Origin of the sequence: Desmonostoc muscorum LEGE 12446 (assembly GCF_015207005.2) — a bacterium.
Taxonomy (GTDB): Bacteria; Cyanobacteriota; Cyanobacteriia; order Cyanobacteriales; family Nostocaceae; genus Nostoc; species Nostoc muscorum.
Window position 1 is genome coordinate 3,817,449 of sequence record NZ_JADEXS020000001.1, and the last position, 24,518, is coordinate 3,841,966.

General features: G+C 41.5%; 21 protein-coding genes. 15 read left to right on the plus strand and 6 right to left on the minus strand.

Features of this window, described 5'->3' with window-relative positions; all coding sequences use genetic code 11:
- Positions 1-108: 108 nt before the first annotated feature.
- The 3 genes from IQ276_RS16380 to IQ276_RS16390 all read left to right on the plus strand — a co-directional run bounded on the left by IQ276_RS16380 (position 109) and on the right by IQ276_RS16390 (position 3,325).
- Positions 109-1,359 (plus strand): bifunctional sterol desaturase/short chain dehydrogenase, encoded by a 1,251-nt coding sequence (locus IQ276_RS16380; RefSeq protein ID WP_193921858.1) that lies wholly within the window; start codon positions 109-111, stop codon positions 1,357-1,359.
- A gap of 184 nt (positions 1,360-1,543) precedes the next feature.
- A complete protein-coding gene (locus tag IQ276_RS16385) occupies positions 1,544-2,185 on the plus strand; it encodes a DNA-3-methyladenine glycosylase family protein (protein WP_190882049.1) in 642 nt (213 codons plus the stop codon).
- A gap of 138 nt (positions 2,186-2,323) precedes the next feature.
- On the plus strand, positions 2,324-3,325 hold the full coding sequence (locus tag IQ276_RS16390) for a DMT family transporter (RefSeq protein WP_193921856.1): 1,002 nt from the start codon (positions 2,324-2,326) through the stop codon (positions 3,323-3,325).
- 249 nt (positions 3,326-3,574) lie between these two features.
- On the opposite strand, the gene IQ276_RS16395 is transcribed toward IQ276_RS16390, so the two are convergent.
- A complete protein-coding gene (locus tag IQ276_RS16395) occupies positions 3,575-3,895 on the minus strand; it encodes a TMEM14 family protein (RefSeq protein WP_190882051.1) in 321 nt (106 codons plus the stop codon).
- Between the two features lie 87 nt (positions 3,896-3,982).
- Between IQ276_RS16395 and IQ276_RS16400 the strand changes: the two genes are divergently transcribed.
- The 3 genes from IQ276_RS16400 (at position 3,983) to IQ276_RS16410 (ending at position 8,485) form a co-directional block, all read left to right on the plus strand.
- A complete protein-coding gene (locus IQ276_RS16400; RefSeq protein ID WP_193921854.1) occupies positions 3,983-5,347 on the plus strand; it encodes an ATP-binding protein in 1,365 nt (454 codons plus the stop codon).
- Between the two features lie 304 nt (positions 5,348-5,651).
- On the plus strand, positions 5,652-6,938 hold the full coding sequence (locus tag IQ276_RS16405; protein ID WP_235115721.1) for a tellurite resistance TerB C-terminal domain-containing protein: 1,287 nt from the start codon (positions 5,652-5,654) through the stop codon (positions 6,936-6,938).
- 218 nt (positions 6,939-7,156) lie between these two features.
- Positions 7,157-8,485 (plus strand): ATP-binding protein, encoded by a 1,329-nt coding sequence (locus tag IQ276_RS16410; RefSeq protein ID WP_193919496.1) that lies wholly within the window; start codon positions 7,157-7,159, stop codon positions 8,483-8,485.
- A 14-nt stretch (positions 8,486-8,499) separates the two neighbouring features.
- On the opposite strand, the gene IQ276_RS16415 is transcribed toward IQ276_RS16410, so the two are convergent.
- A complete protein-coding gene (locus IQ276_RS16415; protein WP_193919494.1) occupies positions 8,500-9,681 on the minus strand; it encodes a n-acyl-d-glucosamine 2-epimerase in 1,182 nt (393 codons plus the stop codon).
- 409 nt (positions 9,682-10,090) lie between these two features.
- Between IQ276_RS16415 and IQ276_RS16420 the strand changes: the two genes are divergently transcribed.
- From IQ276_RS16420 to IQ276_RS40205, 5 genes are all read left to right on the plus strand, one after another.
- On the plus strand, positions 10,091-13,255 hold the full coding sequence (locus IQ276_RS16420) for a Calx-beta domain-containing protein (RefSeq protein ID WP_228043237.1): 3,165 nt from the start codon (positions 10,091-10,093) through the stop codon (positions 13,253-13,255).
- A gap of 85 nt (positions 13,256-13,340) precedes the next feature.
- Positions 13,341-13,730 (plus strand): hypothetical protein, encoded by a 390-nt coding sequence (locus IQ276_RS16425; protein WP_193919492.1) that lies wholly within the window; start codon positions 13,341-13,343, stop codon positions 13,728-13,730.
- A 31-nt stretch (positions 13,731-13,761) separates the two neighbouring features.
- Positions 13,762-14,097, plus strand: a complete 336-nt coding sequence (locus IQ276_RS40610; protein ID WP_303821526.1) for a M10 family metallopeptidase C-terminal domain-containing protein — start codon at positions 13,762-13,764, stop codon at positions 14,095-14,097.
- 779 nt (positions 14,098-14,876) lie between these two features.
- A complete protein-coding gene (locus IQ276_RS40200) occupies positions 14,877-15,434 on the plus strand; it encodes an ISAs1 family transposase (RefSeq protein ID WP_255264329.1) in 558 nt (185 codons plus the stop codon).
- Positions 15,382-15,966 carry an ISAs1 family transposase gene (locus IQ276_RS40205; RefSeq protein WP_255264330.1) on the plus strand — a complete coding sequence of 195 codons (585 nt, stop codon included), beginning with the start codon at positions 15,382-15,384 and terminating at the stop codon, positions 15,964-15,966. The genes IQ276_RS40200 and IQ276_RS40205 overlap by 53 nt, the downstream gene beginning before the upstream one ends.
- A 103-nt stretch (positions 15,967-16,069) precedes the next feature.
- Here IQ276_RS40205 and dnaN read toward each other — a convergent pair whose 3' ends face one another.
- On the minus strand, positions 16,070-17,233 hold the full coding sequence (dnaN, locus tag IQ276_RS16440; RefSeq protein ID WP_193921732.1) for a DNA polymerase III subunit beta: 1,164 nt from the start codon (positions 17,231-17,233) through the stop codon (positions 16,070-16,072).
- 594 nt (positions 17,234-17,827) lie between these two features.
- On the opposite strand from dnaN, the gene IQ276_RS16445 reads away from it, so the two are divergent.
- From IQ276_RS16445 to IQ276_RS16460, 4 genes are all read left to right on the plus strand, one after another.
- A complete protein-coding gene (locus IQ276_RS16445) occupies positions 17,828-18,358 on the plus strand; it encodes a YdcF family protein (protein ID WP_193921738.1) in 531 nt (176 codons plus the stop codon).
- Between the two features lie 248 nt (positions 18,359-18,606).
- Complete coding sequence (locus tag IQ276_RS16450) at positions 18,607-19,770, plus strand: GuaB3 family IMP dehydrogenase-related protein (protein ID WP_190883586.1); 1,164 nt, start codon at positions 18,607-18,609, stop codon at positions 19,768-19,770.
- Between the two features lie 419 nt (positions 19,771-20,189).
- Positions 20,190-20,513 (plus strand): thioredoxin, encoded by a 324-nt coding sequence (gene trxA, locus IQ276_RS16455; protein ID WP_190883587.1) that lies wholly within the window; start codon positions 20,190-20,192, stop codon positions 20,511-20,513.
- 666 nt (positions 20,514-21,179) lie between these two features.
- On the plus strand, positions 21,180-21,992 hold the full coding sequence (locus IQ276_RS16460) for a carbon-nitrogen hydrolase family protein (protein WP_073639454.1): 813 nt from the start codon (positions 21,180-21,182) through the stop codon (positions 21,990-21,992).
- A 246-nt stretch (positions 21,993-22,238) separates the two neighbouring features.
- Here the strand turns inward: IQ276_RS16460 and fba are convergent, their stop codons facing one another.
- The 3 genes from fba to IQ276_RS16475 form a co-directional block, all read right to left on the minus strand.
- Complete coding sequence (fba, locus tag IQ276_RS16465; protein WP_094348068.1) at positions 22,239-23,318, minus strand: class II fructose-bisphosphate aldolase; 1,080 nt, start codon at positions 23,316-23,318, stop codon at positions 22,239-22,241.
- 244 nt (positions 23,319-23,562) lie between these two features.
- Positions 23,563-24,249 carry a Uma2 family endonuclease gene (locus IQ276_RS16470; protein WP_193919510.1) on the minus strand — a complete coding sequence of 229 codons (687 nt, stop codon included), beginning with the start codon at positions 24,247-24,249 and terminating at the stop codon, positions 23,563-23,565.
- 52 nt (positions 24,250-24,301) lie between these two features.
- Positions 24,302-24,475, minus strand: coding sequence for a hypothetical protein (locus IQ276_RS16475; RefSeq protein WP_235115722.1), 174 nt, complete (start codon positions 24,473-24,475; stop codon positions 24,302-24,304).
- Between the last annotated feature and the right edge of the window lie 43 nt (positions 24,476-24,518).

Here is a 24,518-nt window from a genome sequence, read left to right on the forward strand (position 1 = left end):
CCCCCCACTCCCCACTCCCCACTCCCCTATTCCCTTTAACTTCTGTTTGCTCTAGACTCGACCTTAATCCATCATGAAGAATAATTAAGAAAACGAGTGTAAACAAGCATGATAAAAATGTTCGCACAAAGCTGGATTGAAATTGGGGCAAGATTACAGATAAATTGGGCTTTAGTAAACGCCTGTTTGCAGTTCGCTACTTGGGGGCTTTTCTCGCTTTTACTCGCCGAGGTCTTAAGAGACACTTATCATGCATTGTGTCACCAAGTGAATTGGCTTGCTAAATGGCACAATAAGCATCACATGGCATATCGCCGTGATTTATCCATTGTTTCTTTAAAAATTTACCAAGAATCCCAGCTTTATCACGACATTTTAGAATCGAGTCTACTACTAGTCGTCTTAACGTTAATTGCCTTAATTGTGCCGCAAATGGGGTTATGGCTGGGAGTAGCTTATGCCTGTACCTTCTTGTATGGCGCGTCTGTGCGATATTTTCAGGGGAAAATTGATACAGACTACAATCACTTACCCGGTCCTTTAGAAACCATTCCGTCTATTTGGTGGGTGAATCGGTCTTATCATTGGCGTCATCATTTTGATGATGTCAACGCCTACTACAGTGGTGTCTTTCCCTTAGTAGATAAAATACTGGGAACAGGACTATCTCTCAAGGGTAAAACCGTGGCTTTAACTGGAGCATCAGGAGCTTTGGGGCAAGCATTAACGGCTGAACTTGTCCAGTGTAATGCTAAAGTTGTGGCATTAACCACTAATCCAGAAAAATTAGGAGAGCAAACTGGGGTAAAGGTGGTTCCCTGGCAATTAGGCAATGAAGCAGAGCTACGGGAGAGTTTAGAGAAAATCGATATTCTAATTATCAACCACGGAGTCAATGTCTACACTAGTCGTACACCAGAGGCCATCAACTCTTCCTATGAAGTGAATACCTTTTCTGCATTGCGGTTGATGGATATATTTTTGACGACTGTCACAGGACCACAAGCCAAAGCAACTAAGGAAATTTGGGTTAATACTTCTGAGGCTGAGGTGTCGCCAGCACTGAGTCCGCTTTATGAACTCAGCAAGCGATCGCTAGGAGATATTGTCACTCTCAAGCGTTTGGATGAAAATTGTATCATTCGCAAGTTAATTCTCGGCCCCTTTAAAAGTCAACTTAACCCTTATGGAGTAATGTCTGCACAGCAAGTTGCTCGTGTGGTCTTGTTTTTGGCAAAACGAGACTTGCGAAATATTATTGTGACAATCAATCCTCTCACCTATCTGCTGTTTCCCTTGAAGGAAACTACTACGTGGCTGTATTACCGAGTTTTTAGTCGGACAGCTAAGAGTGAGTAATATGTGGTTTGGTTAAAGACTTATCATTTAGGTTGAGGCAAAGAGAAGTCACCAGGACAGGCTTTTGCCCCTGGTGACTTCGGGGGATGGGGAGAATTGTTTTGATAAGTGATTAGGTGGATATGGTATATTGCTGATTAACAGAGGTTTATCAGTTTCGCACTGCGAAATAGTCTAAACTCCAGTGGAATCGCTAACTGAAGAAAGTCTTACACGTGGTTTAATCGTACTTGCCAATCTTGACAGTGATTTGGCTCAGATTTTAGAGACACTGGGACCTCCACCGATATGGTCAAGAGAACCGGGTTTTGCAACCCTTGTGTGTATCATTCTGGAACAACAAGTTTCCTTAGCAGCTGCCAAAGCTGTATTTACTCGATTATCTGGGCTTGTTGTGACGTTGACGCCAGAAAATTTTCAGACACTAGATGATGCTCAATTAAAAAGGATTGGATTCAGTCGGCAAAAAATTCTATACTGTCGTGGGTTGGCGGATGCAATCGCCACTGGTCAGCTTGACCTCAATCAGCTCTCAAGAATGGATGAAACTGCTATCAGAACTCAATTAAAGCGTCTCAAAGGGATTGGAGATTGGACAGTTGATATTTATTTGCTCATGGCACTGCAACGTCCTGATGTCTTTCCCAAGGGCGATTTAGCATTGGCGATCGCTTTACAAAAGCTCAAAAACTTGGCGACACGTCCAACACCAGCACAACTGGAAGCAATGACCCAGCACTGGCAACCGTGGCGAGCGATTGCTGCAAGACTTCTGTGGCACTACTACCTGAATAATGCCAATAGTTATAAGCTGAACCACGTCTAAATTATACATTGTTACCTGTTCGCCCAGCGTCTTTGATAGGAGAAGACAGCCATTTGTTATTGGTCATTTGTTACTTAGCAATGTCCAATACCCAATACTCCATGCCCAATTGGCAGTTTGTTTAATAAATATAATGAAATGGTAGAAAATCAATTAAGCCTAACACCGGAAAAACCTAATAAAGCTGCAAACATCCTGCCGATAATAATAGTAGTCACCGCATTATTAGCTTTATCTTCAACAGCAATATTTATTAAAATTGCTGTGAGCCAGATGAGCGCTGTTGCTACATTATTTAATCGTTTATGGATAGCAACTATTATCTTTGGATTATGGAGTGGAATTAACCAAGCACGTACTCAGATTAGAGATGATGAGCCGATTTTACCAAAGCAGCGTTATCCAATCAAAGAGATAGCATTTTTAATAGCAGTGGGTCTAGTTCATCTATTAGGTCGATTATCTTGGACTTGGTCGCTAACTCAAACTGGCGCTGCTAATGCTAATGCCTTAGGTAGTCTCAATCCGTTATTTACTACATTAGGAGGATGGCTATTTTTTGGTCAAATTTTTGGGCGCAAATTTATCATCGGTTTGATCTTGGCTATAGTAGGTGCGATCGCTCTTGGATTTGAAGATTTATTGCACTCTGATAATAATATTACAGGTGATGCTGTTGCAGTCATCTCATCAGTTTTTTATGCAGCAAATTTTTTACTCATCGAACAGATCCGCAATAAATTTTCAATTGTGACGATACTCGTGTGGCGTTGTGTCATTGCAACTTCATTGATGATACCAGTAGTGCTAATCTTTGAAAAACAAGTTTTCCCAGTTACTTTGTCGGGGTGGTTAGTAGTATTTGCCCTAGCTGCTATTTGCGAAGCTTTGGGTCATGGACTAATTGTATACAGCCTGAAAACTTTTTCTTCAGGATTCATTTCCTTACTGTTATTACTCAATCCAGTGATTGTTGCTATTGTTGCTTGGATACTTTTCTCAGAAAACTTGAGTGTTTTTAACTTGCTGGGACTAGCTCTAATTTTAGGGGGTATATATCTAGCAACTTCTAATAAAGAATCGATAAAATCTAATGTTAGTACCCCCATGCAGTCCCCAGCAAAAACTGAAGAGTGCTGAGTTCGACAAACCTCTCCCTAACTAAACAGGACTTACGCAAGAAACCTCTCAAACTCCTATTTCCACCGTACGCCTACGGGAAGCCGCTTTGCGTCTACAATTTTCCGTTACCTGTGCGTAAGTCCTGAAAATATTAGCCAAGGATAGCAAGGCTACTGTAATATAAATGTACTAATACAAGTACTCAAAACAGGGAGAGTAATGCTATGTCAAAAAACACGAAGGTAGTTAGGAAGTTGAAAACTGATGCTACCTGATGGTGACAATTTCATTTAGCATCACCGCCAGTGCCAACATACCTAAAATAGTCATCAATCCCGCAGGCATGAACTTACGCGTTTTAGCCAGTCTCAAGGCAAAGAATACCACTAAAACAGCAGTCACGAAGACGGCTAAAATCAAACCTTGAGTTTGTCCTTGGAGTTGGAGGTAAGCGGCAATAATTAGTAATAAACCGCTAATGCTACCACTTAGCAGTGAAACCTGACTTCTAGCTTGAATATAGCCAATAATACCACCAGCGATCGCCAATATGCCGTAAGCAAAAGCAGCGATTATACTTAAATTCATTGTTAAAACCTATGTAGATTTTGATTTTGCTGCCAAGGTCAGCAGACAATTTACCATAGCTGTTTAGCTACATCACCCAGTTGATTGATGAATAATCAAGCAATGCCAATGGCAAATACTTCCTCCCATACAAAAGTTCAATACCTCCAGCGTCAAGCAGCATCACTTTTACTGTACCAATCTGTTCTTCAAGGCGAAGTAGGGATGGCATTTCTTGACCTGTTGCAAGCTATACGTTACACTGATGCCGATGCACGCGGTTGTCTGGAAGCCTACGGCAGTTATTTTCATGCTTTGGCTGCGAAAAATCAAAATTGGGAAGACTATATAATCACTCAAATTCTCTTTTGTGAAAATCCCTTTACAAGACTTGCTCAACAACGAAAATTTGAGGACTTACCCCCAGCTTTAGTAGCAGCAGTTCAGCACGACTTACAAGTATTGCAAGGTCTTTATGAATGTAGCAGCGCTTCTTTGAGCGAGTGGGTACAAACTGTTGCCCATATGCCGATTTCGCCAGTAGTGTGGTATGAAGAAAAACAATTACTAGGAGTAGAGACAAAATTTGCTGCATATCTACAGGAGTTAGATAATTGGGGTGATGCTGTAGAAGAGTTAGCGGCTTATTATCGGCAATATGGTTCTGGTTTACTTGCACAATATCGCGCTTTCCGCTGGCAAGGTGGACAGTTTATCGGTATCCGGTATCCAGATCCGGTTAAGCTTAGCACACTTGTAGGTTACGAGTCTCAACGAGATGCTTTGTTAAAAAATACAGAGTTTTTATTATCAGGAGAGGTAGCACTGCATGTATTACTTTATGGTAGTCGCGGTTCGGGAAAATCTTCTTTGGTGAAATCTTTATTAAATGAGTATAGCCATCGCCATCTTTGTTTGTTGGAAGTAGCGAAATCTGACTTAAAAGACTTACCAAAAATTGTAGAACATTTACGAGGAGTGCCACAAAAATTTATCATCTTTGTCGATGACCTTTCATTTGAAGAAGATGATGATGCTTTTAAAGCACTCAAGGTAGTTTTAGAAGGTAATTTAACCGCAAGACCGCAAAACGTAGTGGTATATGCTACTTCTAATCGCCGTCATTTGATTCGGGAGTTTTTTGTGGATAGACCTGCACCCAAGGATAATGATGAAATCCATGCCTGGGATACCATGCAGGAGAAGCTTTCCTTTAGCGATCGCTTTGGTTTAACCTTGACCTTTGAACCAGCAAATCAGAAAACTTATTTAAATATTGTCCGCCATCTAGCAGCACAAGCTGAAATTAATATTACCGAAGAAGACTTGGAATATCAAGCATTACAGTGGGCAACTCGCCACAATGGCCGTTCTGGACGCACAGCGCGGCAGTTTATCGACTTTTTAAAAGCAGATTTAAAACTATTTCAAGGAGCAAATAGCAATACATCTACTACTGAAAATTCAAATTAATTCCTTGACGAGCGCACTTTTTTGTCTATTACGTAACAATGTTATTCATGAATAATGATGATTATAAATTTTAAAATGATTACGATACCAAAAACCACAAATTACAGCGGGTTTCATGTATTTGAACCACATCTGTCGTAGGGGCACAGCAATGCTGTGCCCTTACCGCGTGGTCTATTTACCTAAAAATAGCTGTAAAAACGACTTTTACTAAGTATATTTATATGTAAATTTTAATTACGAATTAAAAATTTGTATGAAAACGGGTGATTCCAATCGCTTAACTACGCTAACAACCAGCAATATGCAATCAGTAACGATCAGTAATCGATTTATTTTAGGCATAGTTGCCTTTAGTGTGAGTTTTGGACTTAGCCTTGTTCCCAACTGGGATTTTAATAAAGCCTTTCTCACGGGTATAATTACTGCATTTATTATCTATGGAGCAGCATTATTCGTAGATAAGCGACGTAGAAATTATGAAATGTTTGTTTTAGGTTCTCTCCGGAAGCGTATTAAAGAGATGGAGGGATTGAAGGCTCGTATTGTCAGAGAAATAAATCAAATTGAAGAACATCATAATTTATTATATGCAGAATCAAAACAACTCCAAAATCAAGTAACTGAAAATCGTAGCCAAAGAGACAGTCTGCATCGAGAAGTCAGAACATTTGCTGGGCAAAAAAAGCAGTTAGAAACTGAAATCAATAGTCTGCAAATTGAACTGAATAACTTGGAAAAAAATCAAGCAGAATTGAACGATGCTTTTTCTCTTCTCGCAGCAGAAAAGCGTCGTTTAGAGTCGAATTGTAATGTATCTCGTGCGGAAATAACTCAGTTGCAAAGTCAAATTTCCGAACTCCAGCAACAACAACAAGAAATTGAAAGTAATTTAACTCTGTTAGGCAGACTCAAACCCCAATTAGAAGAAAAATTATACGAACTGCGAATTGCAATTCAAGAATTAGAAATCAAGGTAAACAAAGAAAACCAATTACTTGTAGCCACAATAACTGAAAGAGAAAAGATCCAAGCTCTTTTGAACTCTTCACAAACTCAAATCGCAACCCAAAAAGAAGAATTGCAGCAATTACAGGGACAAGTTTCATTATTGCAAGAAGAACGAGACTTGTTGCAAAATCAAGTGTGGGAATTACTCCAACAAGCAGAAACCTTCAACCCAGAACCTTTGCCTGATAATTCCACAGAAGATGATCTTGAATTGTTTCCTTTTACAGAAATAATTGAATCTTCAGCAACCAGAGATTCTCCAGAAATTGATACATCAGAACATATACCAGAAGAATGGACTAATTTTCTGGAAAACTTACCAGGATATGAATTACAAGTATTAAAAGCTATAGTTGAAGAAGATAATACCAAAGCGGCGATTAAAAAAATTGCTGAGGCAAATATCACCATGCCAAACCTACTAATCGATTCTATCAATGAACGAGCAAATGATACTATTGGTGAATTAATAATTGATTCAGATTCCGAAATTCCAGAAGTTTATCAAGAATATAAGACTCAGGTAAAAAAAATGATTGCAATGTATGATGCTCTTATGGCTAGACATACTCAAATGTAATAATTATGACGTTGTAAGATTATTAATAAGGTGAGAATATAGGACTCATATTTGATTTTTAGGAAGCTAGGTACACCTTTATTCCTTCTTCCCAGTCCCCAGTCCCCATTCCCCAGTCCCTGACCTCTACGAGTGATTCTCCAAATCAAATCGGATTGGTATATACCTTAACTCGTTACTGCGTGCTTCTGCGTTTACAATAAAGTGAAGTGTAATACATGGCAAAGCTCAAAATCTCGAAAAAAATATCCACTGCTTTGATTAATTCCCTTGGTGCAGGGGTAGTACCAAGAATAGGAGTTGAACATATAGCAGTAGGTCGAGAAAAAGAACTCAAAAGCCTATTACAAAATCTCGATGATATTGCAGAAGGTGTAGCAGCATTTCGGTTTATAATTGGTAATTACGGTTCAGGGAAAAGCTTTTTACTGCAACTAATTCGTAATCGAGCGATGGAGCAAGGTTTTGTCGTAGCTGATGCGGATTTATCCCCTGAACGCCGATTAGCAGGAAGTAATAATGAAGGTTTAGCAACCTATCGAGAATTAATGAGCCATCTAGCTACAAAAACTCGTCCTGATGGTGGCGCTTTAGTCTCGATTTTGGAAGGATGGATTAATAAAATTCAACAAGAAGTGGTTAAAGAAACTGAAATGCGTCCCAATGACGATGGTTTTGATGACGCAGTTGAATCCAAAATTAGGGAAGTAGTTCAGTATATTGAAGATTTGGTTCACGGTTTTGATTTTGGTAGTGTTATTATCGCTTATTGGCGTGGCTACCGATTGGATGACGATAAGTTAAAAAATGCCGCAATGCGCTGGTTGCGTGGAGAATTTACTACTAAAATTGAGGCGAAAGCAGCTTTAGGAGTCCGCGTCATTATTGATGATGATAGTTGGTATGACTACATCAAATTGTTTGCTAAATTTGTAGCTGAAATTGGCTATAAAGGACTATTAATTTTAGTTGATGAAGCTGTACATTTATATCAAATATCTACTACAGTCACGCGGGAAAAGAACTATAATAGGCTCCTCGCAATGTTTAACGACACCATGCAATGTAAAGCAGAACATCTTGGCATTGTTGTTGGTGGAACAACCAAATTTTTAGAAGATTCAAATAGAGGACTTTTTGCAGACCAAGCTTGGCGAAGACGCACAAAAGAAAGCCGCTTTGTTACACAAGCTAATGTTCAGGAACATTTAGGGCCAGTGATGCGGCTAAACCCATTAAGTGAAGCAGAAATTTTGACGCTTTTGCAACGTTTAGCTGAAATTCATGCAGTCAATTTTGGCTATCAACAGACTTTAACAAATCGTGAGTTGAAAGATTTTGTCCAAGAAATTGTTAATCGCTTGGGTGCAGAAGCATTACTAACACCAGGGGAAATTGTGCGGGATTTTATGAGTGTGCTGAATATTCTTTTCCAAAATCCAGGAATTTCATTTGGTGAATTGATTCATGACTCTAAATTTAAACCTACTGCTGTGGGGAAAGATGCAGATGTCGATGAGGATAATGCAGCCGAATTTAGTTTGTGAACTGATTGCGTTGTTTACCGCCCCAGGCATCGCAACGCCTCAAACTCCTGCCAACAAAGGTACAATGCACGCGGTACGTGAAAACACCCTTTCCATTTACCGCCTTTGAGGTTCAACAATACTTCTCCCCGCCGATTTAGATAGCCAAACCACTCACCAAACTCGGAATCAGCAAAGTGTGACCAGGCGTAATCGTGCATCTTTTGATACCATTCCCAACACACCTCACGCCCCGTCAAGCGATAACCCATCGCTAATGCAACCAAAGATTCTAGGTGAACCCACCACAGCTTTTGATCCCATTCGAGTTGCTGTGGAGGATGACCGGCTGCATCCATAAAGTAATACAAGCCGCCATACTCCCTATCCCAAGCAAAGTTCAGGATATTTAGGACCACATCAACAGCTTGGTTGATAGTTTTGGTATCCTTTTTCCGGCGGGCGATGTCCATGATAAACCACATCGCTTCAATACCGTGACCTGGATTAATCAACCGCCCCTCAAAACAATCGATGTGGGAAGCGTCAGGGGCAACGTTTTCGTACATTAGTCCCCGTTCTGGGTCGAGAAAATCGGTCATGACTTCGCGGACAGTCTCAGCTAGGACATTTTCTAGGGTTTCCTTGGGCAACAACCATTCCATTTCTAGAGTCAGGTTGGCTAAAATCATCGGTACAGCCAAGGATTTCATCGGGCGTGTGCCGGGATAGGTCTTATTATATTTGCCCTTGGGGTTATCCTTGCGGCGTAAAACGTTGTTGTAAGCTTGCATCGCCACATTTGTCGCCCAGTCTTCGCCGGATGCGAGTGCATATTGGCTGAATGCCATTGCCGCAAAGCAATCAGAAAATATATTGTAAGGCTCAACCAGTGGTTTTCCTGCACGAGTCAGGGCAAAGTACCAGTTACCATCACTATCTCTGCCGTGTTGGGCGAGAAAGTTAGCGCCATTACTGGCAACTTTCAACCAATTTTCACGTTTTTCTAACTGGTTGTAAAGCATGGAAAAAGTCCACACTTGGCGATTTTGCAGCCAGATAAATTTGTCTGTATCATATACTTTGCCCTGGCGATCGAGACAGGTGAAATAGCCGCCTTGCTGCCAATCAAGGGAATATTTTTCCCAAAATGGGAGGACATCGTTTAAGAGTGCGTTTTTGTAAAGTTCAGCCAATGTTTGAAAATTATACTCCATAAATTTCTCCCCTTTTTTTCAAGAACAACAGCTTAACAATTATCGTAATCAATCGCCCAGACTTGTGACTTGGGTGTGGGCAACCGAGTAAGTCGGCGTTAAAAAATTAACCTGGTAACGAAATTTCAATCAGTAAACACTTTATAAACTAATAATTCCAGAATTTTTACAAAAATAAACATACATGCGTTTTATGATGCCGACTAACTTAAATATCAGTAAAGTCAAGTTATGCGATCTTCTACTGAACTTTAATTTTGGTGTTTCTAGATTAAAGTTTTATTTTCTGCTGCAAAAAAAAATGCTATTTATTTTAAACTCTTTAAGAGTTGTCAGCAAGAACCTGAAACAACGAATTTATTAACTTAAATAATCATCACTTTTTTCACAAAACATAAGCCCTACATTTATGACTAATTTCCTCGACTTCGTACTCCCGCTGACATATAACCAACTGAGTGCCTTTTCTGATTTAGAGAACTTCTGGAATCTATTCGATAGTGTTTTTGGTACACAATACAATCGTACTATCTCTGCAACAGTGCGATCGCAGTGGCAAGCAGGTGATTTTAGTCAACTTCCCCAAATTGAGATAATTGATAGTGACATTCTGGGCAATAGTAACGGGGCTTATGCCAGTAGCACTAATAAGATTTATCTCTCGGATAGTTTTGTAGCTACTGCTACACCAGCAGTAGTAAGTGCAGTTCTATTAGAGGAAATTGGACATTTTATTGATGCTCAAATTAATCAAAAAGATACCGCAGGGGATGAAGGGGAACTTTTCTCAGCTTTGGTGCGGGGACAGAGTTTAACGAATCAGGATTTAAGCAGAATCAGCACAGAAAATGATTGGGCGAATATTAATATAGCAGGGCAAACAATTGCTGTCGAACAAAATGAACTGACTTTCAATATCACCTTTAACGATCCATTCGGGACATTTTCTCCCTATTACTCTGCCATACAGTCTAACATATTGGCTGCTGGATCATACTGGGATAACTACATTGAAGGTAATGCCAGCTTAGAGGTAGTTATTGATTTTTTGAACACTATTCCGAGAGCTACGGGCAGAAGTTTTAGTTCATCTTTTGTACGTAATAACGGAACGTTTAACGTATTTGAGCAAGGTGCAGCGGCGGAAATTCGCACAGGAATCGATCCTAACGGTGCCGCTCCTGACATTGAGTTCAACTTCAATCCTGATTATCTGACAAATGAACTGTGGTTTGATCCCGAACCATCAGCACGAATTACTCCTGTGCCCGATGATAAAACAGATGCTGTTTCTGTATTGCTCCACGAGTTTGGTCATGCCTTTGCCTTCAATGGATGGAGAAATGCTTTCGATGGAACATTCCCTGGAGATTATCAATCGACATTCGATGAACAAACTATTTTTGATGGTAGCAATTTCTTCTTTGTAGGAAGTCAAGCAACTAGTGTTTACGGGTCTTCTGTGCCATTGACCTTTGGTAACAGCACTCATGTGGGTAACGACTTGCCCAGACCAGGAAGCGATCTGATTGCGGATCTAATGAATGGTGTAGTATATTATCGCGGAACTCGCTACAACATTTCTCCACTTGACCTTGCCATATTACAAGACTCCGGTGTACCCATTGCTGTTACTAGCAACATTACTCTTGCCGTCAACCCCGCCAGTGTCAATGAAGATGGCAGTAGCAACCTAGTTTACACCTTCACCAGAAGTGGCAGCACCACCAATGCCTTAAGCGTAAATTATGTTGTTGCTGGCACAGCCACCTTTAACAGTGACTACACACAAAGTGGTGCAGCAAGTTTCACTAGCACCACAGGCACCGTTACCTTTGCAGCAGGTGCAAGTACAGCAACTCTCATTATTAACCCCACAGCAGACACCACCATTGAAAGTAATGAAACTGTTGCTTTAACTCTCAATTCCGGCACTGGTTACACCATTGGTACGACAACAGCCGTCACTGGAACCATTACTAATGATGATTTCCCATCCATCACCCTAGCCGTAGCTCCCAGTAGTGTCACTGAAGATGGCAGCAGCAACCTAGTTTACACCTTTACCAGAAGCGGCAACACCACCAATACCTTAACAGTGAACTACGGTGTTGCTGGCACAGCTGCCTTTAACAGTGACTACACACAAAGTGGTGCAGCAAGTTTCACTACCACCACAGGCACCGTTACCTTTGCAGCAGGTGCAAGTACAGCAACTCTCATTATTAATCCCACAGCCGACACCACCATTGAAAGTAATGAAACTGTTGCTTTAACTCTCAATTCTGGCACTGGTTATACCCGTGGTACGACAACAGCCGTCACCGGAACCATTACTAATGATGATTTCCCATCCATTAACCTCAGTGCTAACCAAACAATAGTCGAGGGTAATACCAGTTCTCAAAAGGTTAGTTATACCGTTAGTCTCTCCCAAGCCAGCAGCAAAACTGTTACCGTCAAATATGCCACTGCTAACGGTACAGCTACAGCAGGCTTAGACTATACCAGCACCGCCGGAACCTTGACCTTCAACCCAGGAGAAATCAGTAAAATCATTAATGTCCCGATTCTCAATGATTCCTTAAACGAGGCAAATGAAACCTTTACTCTAACTCTGACTTCTCCCACCAATGCCAGCCTTGGTACAACCAAAACTGTTACTACAACCATAACCGATACCCTGACTTCCTCGGTTAGTACAACTTTGCCAACCAACGTAGAAAACCTCACCCTAACAGGAACCGGAGCAATCAACGGCACTGGTAATGCAGGTAATAATATTCTCAAAGGTAATAGTGCCAATAATACCCTTGCTGGTGGTGCTGGGAATGACACCTATTCTTTCGTAGCTAATACTGCCTTGGGAACCGATAGAATTACAGAAACCACAACAGGTGGTACTGATACTATTAACTTTAGCGGTACTACAATTGCCATCAACGTAAATTTAGGTGTAGCCACCTCGCAAACGATTAATAGCAATCTCAAACTCATTCTCTCTGCCAACAACGTGATTGAAAATGCAACAGGTGGCACAGGTAATGACAGTCTCACTGGTAATACACTAAATAACACTCTGATTGGCGGTGATGGAAATGACCAACTCCAAGGGTTAGAAGGAAATGACAACCTTCAAGGTGGTAATGGCAATGATACTCTTACAGGTGGGACTGGTGACGATGTTCTCTGGGGAGGACTAGGCAATGATATTCTCACAGGGAACGGTGGTAAGGATAAATATCAGTTTCAAGGTAATGGGGTTTTTAGCACAAGTTTAGGTGTTGATTACATTACTCAGTTTGAAGTGGGACAAGACCAAATTGTGCTGAGTAAAACCACTTTTAATGCTGTTACTAATAATGTCGGGCAGGCTTTAACTGACTTTGCAGTTGTCACTGACAATCAATTTGTCAACGCCAGTAATGCACATATTGTCTTTAGCAGAAGCTCTGGCAGTTTATTCTATAACCAAGATGGCAATGTTCTGGGTACAGGTACAGTGTTTGAGTTTGCCCGTTTAGGGAATCCTACTATTACTTTGAGTAGTAGCGATTTCAGTCTGATTGCCTAGTAGCACTCCGCTCTAATTCCAAATTCAAAATTCCAAATGTTTATGATATAAGCATTTGGAATTTTGTTGCAACTAACTGTGCGATTTGAATGGAGTAACGCAAAACTATCTCTATGCCAAAATCTATTACGATAGCAATAATAATGGATTGATTGATAATGGAGATGAATTTTATTCTGATATTGCTGGTTCGGGTCGTAACGGTCAAATTACTACAACATTAGGAGCTGGGAATTACTATATTGGAATTGGGCAAAACTCCAGCAACGTCAACTCCAATTATTCCCTACAATTATCAGCCACATCTGCACCTCCTTCCATTTCCTCAAATCCGGGGAACACACTCAGCACTGCTTATAATATTGGCACTCTGACTGGGACTCAAACTATTAAAGAATTTGTTGGGAATGTAGACCCGATTGATTACTACAAATTCTCCCTAACCGACAAATGCAACGGGTGGTGCAGGCAATGACCGTCTCACTGGTAATACACTGAATAACACTCTGATTGGTCTTGATGGAAATGACCAACTGCAAGGGTTAGCAGGAAATGACACTCTTCAGGGAGGTAATGGTAATGATATTCTCACTGGTGGAACTGGTGATGACTTTCTCTGGGGAGGACTGGGCGATGATATTCTCACTGGTGGAAGCGGAAAAGATAAATATGTCTTTCAAGGCAATGGTGTATTTAGCACAAGTTTAGGTGTTGATTACATCAGCGAGTTTGAAGCAGGACAAGACCAAATTGTGCTGAGTAAAACCACCTTCAATGCTGTTACTAATACTGTGGGACAGGCTTTAACTGACTTTGCAGTTGTCAGTGAAGATCAATTCTAGGACTTACGCATTGACAGAAAAGCCAAAATAGCAGCTATAGTTTTCAAGGCTTATAGCAAGATTTTTCAATGATATTTTAGCGATCGCACCCAATCAAGGGAGATTGATAAAAGCCTGAAACAACGTATTTACGTTGATACACAAGATAATTATTTTGTACAGTGCGTAAGTCCTAAATTCGTCAACGCTAGTAATGCACGTATTGTCTTTAGCCAAAGTAGTGGCAGCCTATTCTATAACCGAGACGGCAATCTTCTGGGTACAGCAACAGTGTTTGAATTTGCTAGTTTAGGGAATTCTGATATTACTCTGAGTACTAGCAATTTCAGTCTGATTGCCTAGTACAACTTGCCTCCAATTTCAAATTCAAAATTCCAAATGTTTATCATATGAGCATTTGGAATTTTGGAGGTTGCTTAAGATTAAGAGTATGTTTGCTCTATTTATACCAATTCTGTATGAAGATGCGCCAAACTATATGAGGAACGAACCGCAAAGGACACAAAGAAAGAAAGAAAGAAAGAAAGAAAGAAAGAAAGAAAGAAGAAGCCAAGAAAATTTGGCACAGCCTCACAAAGAAACGGTATTACGCCGTGCTGTAATATTAAGGTTTCTAGAGTAGAGACGCGATGAATCGCGTCTTCTCTAAGAGGATGTTTTAAAAGTCATAATTGATGTATCAAATATTTTTTACCCCACCCTAACCCTCCCCTTATAAAGGCAGGGCTGATTCATTCCCTAAAACAGGTAAAATTGCAAGTGTTGAGGGGAGGAAAATTATGGGTAGTTCTCTGATTGAACAACTGCGGCTTGTGGAAGATTTTAGAACAAAAGATGGTCGAAGGCATCCACTCTGGTTGGTATTAGTGTTTGTAATAATGGGCACTATGAATGGATACGTCGGTTATCGTGCATGGGGAGATTTCGTCAAACGGCATCGTTGGGCATTGATAAAAACATTTGAAATACAAAAACATGGTGTTCCTTCTTACTCAACAATCCGACGTGTAATCATGGGAGTAGATTTTGAGAAACTGGTGAAAATATTTAACCATTGGGCGCAGAATTACGTTGATATAACTGAATCAGAATGGTTGAGCGTGGATGGTAAAAGTATTAAAGGCACAGTCCAAAACTACAATTCATCAAGTCAAAATTTTGTCAGCATAGTATCAGTATTTGCAAGTAAAAGAGGACTTGTTATCGGCATGAAACAATTGAAAAATAAGGAAGAGAGTGAAATTCAAGTTGTACAAAACTTAATTACAGCTTTGGATATCAAAGATGCCGTATTCAGTTTTGATTCTCTGCATTGCCAAAAAAAACTTGCCAGTTAGTTATTATTGTGGCAACGATTACATAATTGCGGTTAAAGATAATCAACCAAAATTACATCGTCATATTCAACGCATTGCTGCATTTCACAAGCCCAGAAGTCGTTATATAGAGACAGAAAAAACTAAGAATAGACTGACAACAAGGACTGTTGAAGTTTTTGATGATTTGAATGGAATTGACCTATCCTGGGCGGGAATTAAGTCCTTAATTCGAGTTGAAAGAACTGGAACACGAGGAGGTCAACCATATCATGAGGTTGTCTGTTACATTAGTAGCCTCATTCATCCCGCACGAGAATTTGCTCGTGGTATTCGCGGGCATTGGAGTATCGAAAATCGCCTCCATTGGATTAAAGACGTAGTTATGAAGGAGGATGACTCAAAAATACGTATGGGTAATGCTCCGGCGAACCTCTCAATCCTCAGAGCGATCGCCATTAATATACTCCGTCGAAATGGTCATCTTTCCATCACAATTGCTCAAAGATTTATCTCTAATGATATTGACAAACTTCTTGCCCTTGTGGAATGAATCAGCCCTGCTTGGAAAGGGGGGATTAAGGGGGGTAATAACTCGATTAAAATCACAACATACCACTTTTCAAACAACCTCCAAGAACATGTTGCAATTATTGTTAACTTCTCAGTTGTACGGGCATAGCTAAATAAGTCATTTTCAAGCCGCCCAGTGGCGTAAAAATCACTGGAGTTAAGCTTTGATTCAAATGCATTTGAATTTCGGAAGATGGTAACTCTTTTAAACCTTCCATCAAATATTTAATGTTAAAAGCAATATCTATATTTTCACCCGAAATTTGTGCCGGCATTGGCTCTCTACCACTACCCACATCTTGAGCTTCACAAGATAAGATAATTTCCTGGGCTTCGCTATCAATGCTGAGCTTGACAATATTATTTTTCTGATCTGCTAGCACAGCAATTCGCTCTAAAGTGCTGATGAATTGTCGCCGCTCAATTGTGACTTGTCGCTCAAATTGACGGGGAATCAGTTGTCGATAGGCGGGATATTGTCCTTCTAATGTGCGACTAGTCAAGCGCTGATTTTGCCATGCAAACACAACTTGACCTTGATCGAAATGTAAAGCCACAGGTTCATCAGATGAGGCGCTATGAGCTAGCATTCGTTGTAGTTCGCGTAATGCTCTAGCTGGTACTGTGACTTCTAGTTGACTAGTTCCATCTAGAGGACGTTCGTTGCTAGTTTCTACTACTGCGAGGCGATGTCCATCGGTAGCTGCAAATTCTAGAGTATCTTGTTTAACTGTTAAATGTACTCCTGTGAGTACTTGTTTGGTTTCATCAGCACTGGTAGCAAACAATGAACCCCGTAATCCCTCAATTAATGCAGCAGTGGTGAGATGGATTACTTCTGTATTTTCAATTACAGGTAGTTCGGGAAATTCTTCAGGCCCCATTGCTCTTACCTGATAATATCCACTTTTGGGTGTGAGTGTAACAATTAAACCTTCGCCGCCGGATGTTGCACCTGTGAGGGCTGATTCATCATCGAGAGTGATTTCGCCCTCTGGAAGACGAGAGGTGATGTCTACAAGTAACTTAGCAGGAAGTGCGATCGCTCCTCCTTGCCAGACCTCAGCATTAAAGCTAGTGCGGATACCCAAGCTCAAATCAAAAGCTGTTAAGCTTACCTGGTTAGTTTCAGCATCCGCTTGGAGCAACACATTGGCAAGTACCGGATGAGTCGGTCGTGAAGGTACAGCACGACTGACGAGTGAGAGGTTTGTACTGAGGTCGCTTTGGGCGCAAACTAATTTCATAAGTCAGATTCAGCTGGTGAAAGATATCGTAACATCCTTATTGTTGATACGCGAATGGCAAGATACAGCAATTTGTAGACGATACAGTTCGGATAAGGTTTTTTGATGAAAATTCTAGATCGCAAAGACAAGGGTAAATCGTCATCTTTACAAGAATAAGTCCTTTGTAGAGACGGCGATTTATCGCGTCTCTTGCCTTAACCGCGGATTTCCAGGAAGGTGAAGTACAGAAGCCAAGTCCCAAAGCCCAGTCAAAAGACTGTTTTCCTTCTAAATTCTGACTCCTGTTAGCGTAGCGGGGTGTAGCCCATTCTGAATTCTGAATTCTGCTGTATAAAGTGGTTGGAACCCTTTGATGGATCGTCAGATAAAGGTTAGGATAATCCATCAATTAGAGGAATATCTTGAAGCAAAACGCGATTAAGCGTGTTGCAACGTAAAAATTACCCAAATCCAAGTTTGGGCAGATTCTTTGGGGAGGTTGCTACTCTACGATCAATTTTTGTTTTTCTAGTCAGAGAAAATTTTCTACTCAGTAAATTAAGTTATCGAGCCTTGAATAAGCTACTCTTTACAGGTAAATCTTTTAAATTTATGGCTTTTGTCCTACCGCTAATCATGTGGTGGGGATACAAAGAAGTACAAAACCAATTTGTACAGCCGCAAGCAGTGATCGTTTTGGGTGGTTCAACGAGACGTTTAGAGCGAGAGAAGTTTACGGCAGAATTTGTCCGTAGGCATCCAGATATACCAATCTGGATTACGGGGGGTAGTCCAGCAACTTCCACAAAACGAGTGTTTACCAAAGCTGGTGTTAATCCCAAACGTTTACACTTGGACTATGAAGCAGTTGATACAGTTACTAATTTTACTACGTTGGTAGATGATTTGCAAGCTCGCGGGATCAAGAGTGTTTATTTGATTACTTCAGACTTCCATATGCGCCGGGCTTGTGTCATCGGCGAAATTATTTTGGGTAGTCGGGGTATTTATTTAAAACCAGTGCCAGTTCCCTCAGAAAATCCCCCTGAATCTCTTGAAAAATCTATTCGAGATGGAGCTAGAGCCATACTTTGGTTAGCAACTGGTTACACTGGTGTCGATGCCGCTAAAACTAAACCCTGAATCAAAGTAACTTTGTTTGGATTTTGGATTTTGGATTTTGGAATTAAGAGAATTAATGCTAATAATCCGGTCATTAGTCATTAGTCATTAGTCATTGGTCATTGGTTATTGGTCAAAGGACACATAACAAATGACAAAGGACAAATGACAGTCCTCACTAGTCACCTATATAATTTAGGAAAAAAAACGCCCCAATTTCTCTCACAATTTGATACCCTAGCTTAAACAGAATTGAGAAAAGTTAAAGCGTGGAAATTCAACTTGGGCGGGGAAAAACAGCTCGCAGAGCTTACGGAATAGATGAAATTGCTCTAGTCCCCGGTAACAGAACACTAGACCCCAGTTTGGCAGATACTAAGTGGCGCATTGGCAATATTGAGCGAGAAATCCCGATAATTGCTAGTGCAATGGATGGCGTAGTAGATGTTCGTATGGCTGTACGTTTGTCACAGTTAGGAGCATTAGGTGTCCTCAATTTAGAGGGTATTCAAACTCGCTATGCCGACCCAGAGCCAATATTAGATCGGATTGCCTCTGTGGGAAAAGATGAATTTGTTGCCCTAATGCAAGAACTCTATGCCGAACCAATAAAACCGGAATTAATTGAAAAACGTATTCAGGAAATTAAACAACAAGGTGGCATCGCGGCCGTGAGTGCAACTCCAGCAGGAGCAAGCAAATACGGTGAGGCGGTGGCAAAAGCTGGGGCAGATTTATTTTTTGTGCAGGCTACGGTGGTTTCGACTGCACATTTGTCACCAGAGTCTTTAGTACCACTTGATTTAGCAGAATTTTGTCGTTCAATGCCTATTCCCGTGGTGTTGGGGAATTGTGTAACTTACGAAGTCACTTTGAATTTGTTAAAAGCTGGGGCGGCTGGGGTACTGGTGGGAATTGGCCCTGGTGCTGCTTGTACATCTCGGGGAGTGTTGGGTGTGGGTGTGCCCCAAGCAACTGCGATCGCGGATTGTGCTGCGGCACGAGATGATTACTACAAGGAAACTGGTAATTATATCCCCATCATCGCTGATGGCGGTTTAATCACTGGTGGCGACATTTGCAAATGCATCGCCTGTGGTGCCGATGGTGTGATGATTGGTTCTCCCTTTGCCAGAGCCGCCGAAGCCCCAGGACGGGGTTATCATTGGGGAATGGCGACTCCCAGCCCAGTCTTACCTCGTGGCACCCGCATTCGCGTTGCCACCACTGGTAGCCTAGAGCAAATACTCATTGGGCCAGCAGGACTAGATGATGGCACTCACAATCTTTTAGGAGCCTTAAAGACCAGCATGGGCACCTTGGGAGCCAAAAATATTAAAGAAATGCAACAGGTGGAAGTTGTGATTGCTCCTTCCCTATTAACTGAGGGCAAAGTTTACCAAAAAGCTCAGCAATTAGGAATGGGGAAATAGAATTGGGGAATGGGGCAGCAGGGGAGATGGGCAGCAGGGGAGATGGGGAGCAGGGGAGCAGGGGAGCAGGGGAGCAGGGGAGCAGTAAGTTTTTCCCTTCTGCCCCTCTGCCTCTTGTGCCCAATGCCCAATGCCCAATGCCCAATTTCCAACATCAAATTCTTAAATAAATTTTTTCAGGCCCCTAAACAATTCCTGGAAAAATCCCATATGTCGCCTACAATAGAGATAGCGGAGACGAATGTTTCCGTTCACTCCTCACACCACACTCCGCCCGGACTATTGTTCGGGCGGTTCCTTATGTTTGTGAATAAATTCTAGAGCTTCTTTGCAAATGTACATCCTCCACTCTCAAGCAGATGTTTTTGCTATGGTAGAATTTTCACGAAGCTCAGATATATTTGGCGAAGGTTTTAGGCATGTCAGCAGCCGCACAAGTTACGGATTCTACTTTTAAGCAAGAAGTACTCGACAGCGAAGTACCCGTTTTAGTTGACTTTTGGGCACCCTGGTGCGGACCATGCCGTATGGTAGCTCCTGTTGTCGATGAAATCTCCGAACAGTACAAAGGTCAAATCAAGGTTGTCAAAGTCAACACGGATGAAAATCCTAATGTTGCCAGTCAGTATGGCATCCGCAGCATACCCACATTAATGATTTTTAAGGGTGGACAAAAGGTAGATATGGTTGTCGGCGCTGTGCCTAAAACTACATTAGCTACCACTCTGGAAAAGTATCTCTGAAACTCAATTGGTAACAAAATCCTCTTGAGTTATATATTCTTTTGTAACTTTAAGTTAATTTTTGCAAACAAGTTTGAAAGGCTTGAATTTCAAGTATTTCAAACTTGTTTACATTTGTATAGAATTTGAGGAGTCAGAATTCAGAATTCAGAAGTCAGAAGTCAGAAGTCAGAATAAAAATTAGTTGCTCTGTGTTTAAATTAGGAATTATTCACTTAGCGATCGCCACTAGAATCGCTTTATCTGCCAGTTTGTTTGTTTCTTCTGGTATGATGCCCTGAATAATAACTAAAACAAACGCTATATTGCCCACAGCATCTACTCAAAGGATGTCTGAACCAGAACAGAGATATTCATACCAGGCAGTTTTTATAGCAGTTTGCAATTGTGTGGAGTGCAGACAATTCGTAGGGGCGCACAGCTGTGCGCCCCTACCATGCGTCTCATTCAAATGAAAATCGCTATATCAGGGTTTCCTCACAACCAAATCATAATCTTGCTGTGTTTGCTAGAACCTAGAGGAAGCTTAAAATAAGCAATGGGAATAATAAGCTTGTTCAAGAAAAGCAGCAAGTCATGCATTTCTAATTAAGTTCCACAAATGTTGAAGTAGCGATATATTTTGATAATCTATTTCCGATAAATCAACTATTCGTTGTTGAATCTATGAAGTCTTATTTAGCCGCCGCTATTCAATTAACCAGTGTGCCCGATCTCCAAAAAAATCTGGCACAGGCAGAAGAATTAATAGATCTTGCCGTGCGTCGAGGTGCTGAGTTGGTGGGTTTGCCAGAAAATTTTTCGTTTATGGGAGAAGAAAAAGACAGACTCGCCCAAGGGGATGCCATCGCCATTGAAAGTGAAAAATTCTTGAAAAAAATGGCTCAGCGCTTCCAAATTACCATCTTGGGCGGCAGCTTTCCACTTCCGGTAGATAATACAGGCAAAGTTTATAACACCACTCTACTCATTGACCCAAGCGGTCAAGAACTTGCCCGCTACTACAAAGTACACTTATTTGATGTTGATGTTCCCGACGGCAATACCTATCGAGAATCCAACACTGTTGTGGCAGGTACACAACTACCCCCCGTCTATTTTTCAGAAAAACTCGGTAATTTAGGACTTTCTATTTGTTATGATGTCCGCTTCCCAGAACTGTACCGTCATTTGGCAGACAAGGGAGCCGATGTGTTATTTGTTCCTGCCGCTTTTACTGCTTTTACAGGGAAAGACCACTGGCAAGTATTATTACAAGCAAGAGCCATCGAAAATACCGCTTACGTCATTGCTCCTGCCCAAACAGGCAACAACTACGGCCGCCGTCTAACCCACGGACACGCTGTGATTATTGACCCTTGGGGTGTAATTTTAGCCGATGCTGGGGAAAAACCGGGAATTGCGATCGCTGAAATTAAACCCACTAGGCTTGAACAAGTACGGCGTCAAATGCCTTCTTTACAGCATCGGGTGTTTTAGGGAATGGGGAGTAGGGAGTGGGGAATAGGGAGATGGGGAGGCTGGGGAAGAATAACTCTTAACTCCTAACTCCTATAAATAAAACAAAAAACAGGGTGACTTCAACGCCACCCTGTTTACTTATCCCAAAATGTAGGAGTGCTTTCGCTCCTATTTATGAATTAAAGAAATTGGGAATTAGAAAAATTATAGTAACCGGCTATCTTACCCAGTCCCTAGCCCCCAATCCCCAGTTCCTTTTATTGATTAAACTTTGGCAGCTGCTTTGGTAACAACGTTGAGTTCACCCTTAGCATACTTAGCAGCAAAATCTTCCAAAGAAATTTGCTTAATCTTGCTTGCGTTGCCAGCGGTGCCAAATTGCTGATAGCGTTCAGCACAAACCTTCTGCATGTATGTAATAGAAGGCTTGAGGAAGTGACGGGGGTCAAACTCCTCTGGTTTTTTAGCCAAAGCTTCACGTACAGCAGCAGTAATAGCCAAACGGTTGTCGGTGTCGATATTTACCTTACGTACACCGCTCTTGATGCCTTTTTGAATTTCTTCTACAGGTACACCGTAGGTTTCAGGAATTGCACCACCATACTGGTTAATCAGCGCTAGTAAATCTTCTGGTACAGAAGAAGAACCGTGCATCACCAAGTGGGTGTTAGGCAGACGGCGGTGAATTTCTTCAATGCGGCTGATGGCCAAAATTTCGCCAGTCGGCTTGCGGGTAAACTTGTAAGCACCGTGGCTTGTGCCAATGGCAACAGCCAAAGCATCTACTTGGGTTGCTTCTACGAATTCAACAGCTTCATCGGGGTCGGTTAGCAGTTGGGAATGGTCGAGTGTACCCTCAAAACCGTGACCATCTTCTGCTTCACCAGCACCAGTTTCTAGAGAACCCAAACAACCGAGTTCACCTTCGACGCTGACGCCCAAAGCATGAGCTACATTTACGACTTCGCGGGTAACATTGACGTTGTACTCGAAGCTAGCGGGAGTCTTAGCATCAGCTTCCAAAGAACCATCCATCATCACGCTGGTGAAGTTGTTCTTAATTGCTGAGTAGCAGGTGGCAGGCGCATTACCATGATCTTGGTGCATGACAATGGGAATGTGAGGATAGGTTTCTACCGCTGCCAAAATCAGGTGGCGCAGAAAGTTTTCTCCAGCATAAGCACGAGCGCCACGAGAAGCTTGTAAAATTACGGGGCTATCTGTCTCTACAGCAGCCTTCAGGATTGCCTGAATCTGCTCCAAATTGTTAACGTTGAAAGCTGGGATGCCGTAACCGTTTTCAGCCGCGTGATCCAACAGCAGCCGCAGTGGTACAAGCGCCATAGATAGTCCTCCTAATGTGGTTGTCAGCTAGTCGGTGTGAGAGAAGCGTAATAATCACGCTAAATCTTAAGAGTTTTTTCAACTTATAGGAAATTATAACTAGTGTTGTGTGCTTATGTTGAAAAAGTTTAAGCTAAAGTTACTTTAAATATGACCTATAGTACTGTACACTCAGCTACCCGAAGGTTAAACGCTTTGGTAGCCTTGTATGCCAAATCATTCATCAAAGGCGATCGCCTCAGCTTTAATTTGCTAATTTTTGGACAAATGCTGCATGTTCGGGAGATTGTAAGCCTGCTTGTAAAAAATTTAACACTGACTGCATATTCCCTGTTAATAATTCTGCAACCGCTAACCACAACCCTGGAAAAACTCGACTTCGCAGAATTTCACTACTATCAGTAGCTAACTCTAGATACTTGCCCTGTTCCAAATAGAACCAACTCAATTTCTGATCGAGTACTTGGCAAACAATATATTCTTTGACTCCATTGCGGCGATAGGCTTGTTTTTTGGCATGGAGGTCGATGGCGACACTACTAGCGGCAATTTCGACAATTAACTCTGGTACGCCTTCAATATAATCATCTTCACTCAGCCTTGCTTGACCGCCCGCTTCTGGGTTGATGAGGAGAACGGCATCTGGTTGAGGTTCGTTATCTAAGTCTAGGCGCACAGTGGGTTCAACTCCCAAAGCTACACCAGGTGTAGCCGCTTCATAAGTACCTAGCCAACCAACAATCCAACCGTGTGGTTGACCGTGACTTCTAAAACGCAAAGCAGCAGGCATGATATAGACAATTCCCTCAATCAATTCGGCTTTTTTCAAGTTAGGCATGGCGTTGTAACGCCGCTCAAATTCATAGCGGGTGAGTTTGTCACCATTTTCTAACAAGGGAATTGTCCGATGCTGTGGAGGTGTTTTGACCATGACGATGGTATTTGGGATTAGCCTATGCCTATCCTACCGAATTGGGGAAATTCTATTGTAATAAGGAAAGAATTTTTTCTTCACACGCGTTTAAAATCGGGGGCTTTAAACCTCCCTTGGACATCCAGTCGCACAGAATCCATTCTGGATTCAGGCGGATGTATTCTGAATTCTTCTTCGGTAAATTTATACTTAAGTTCATAGCGATCGCCGCCCAACAAACCATAAAATTGGTTTGAAAATTATGCTCTGTCTCAGCTATTAATGGA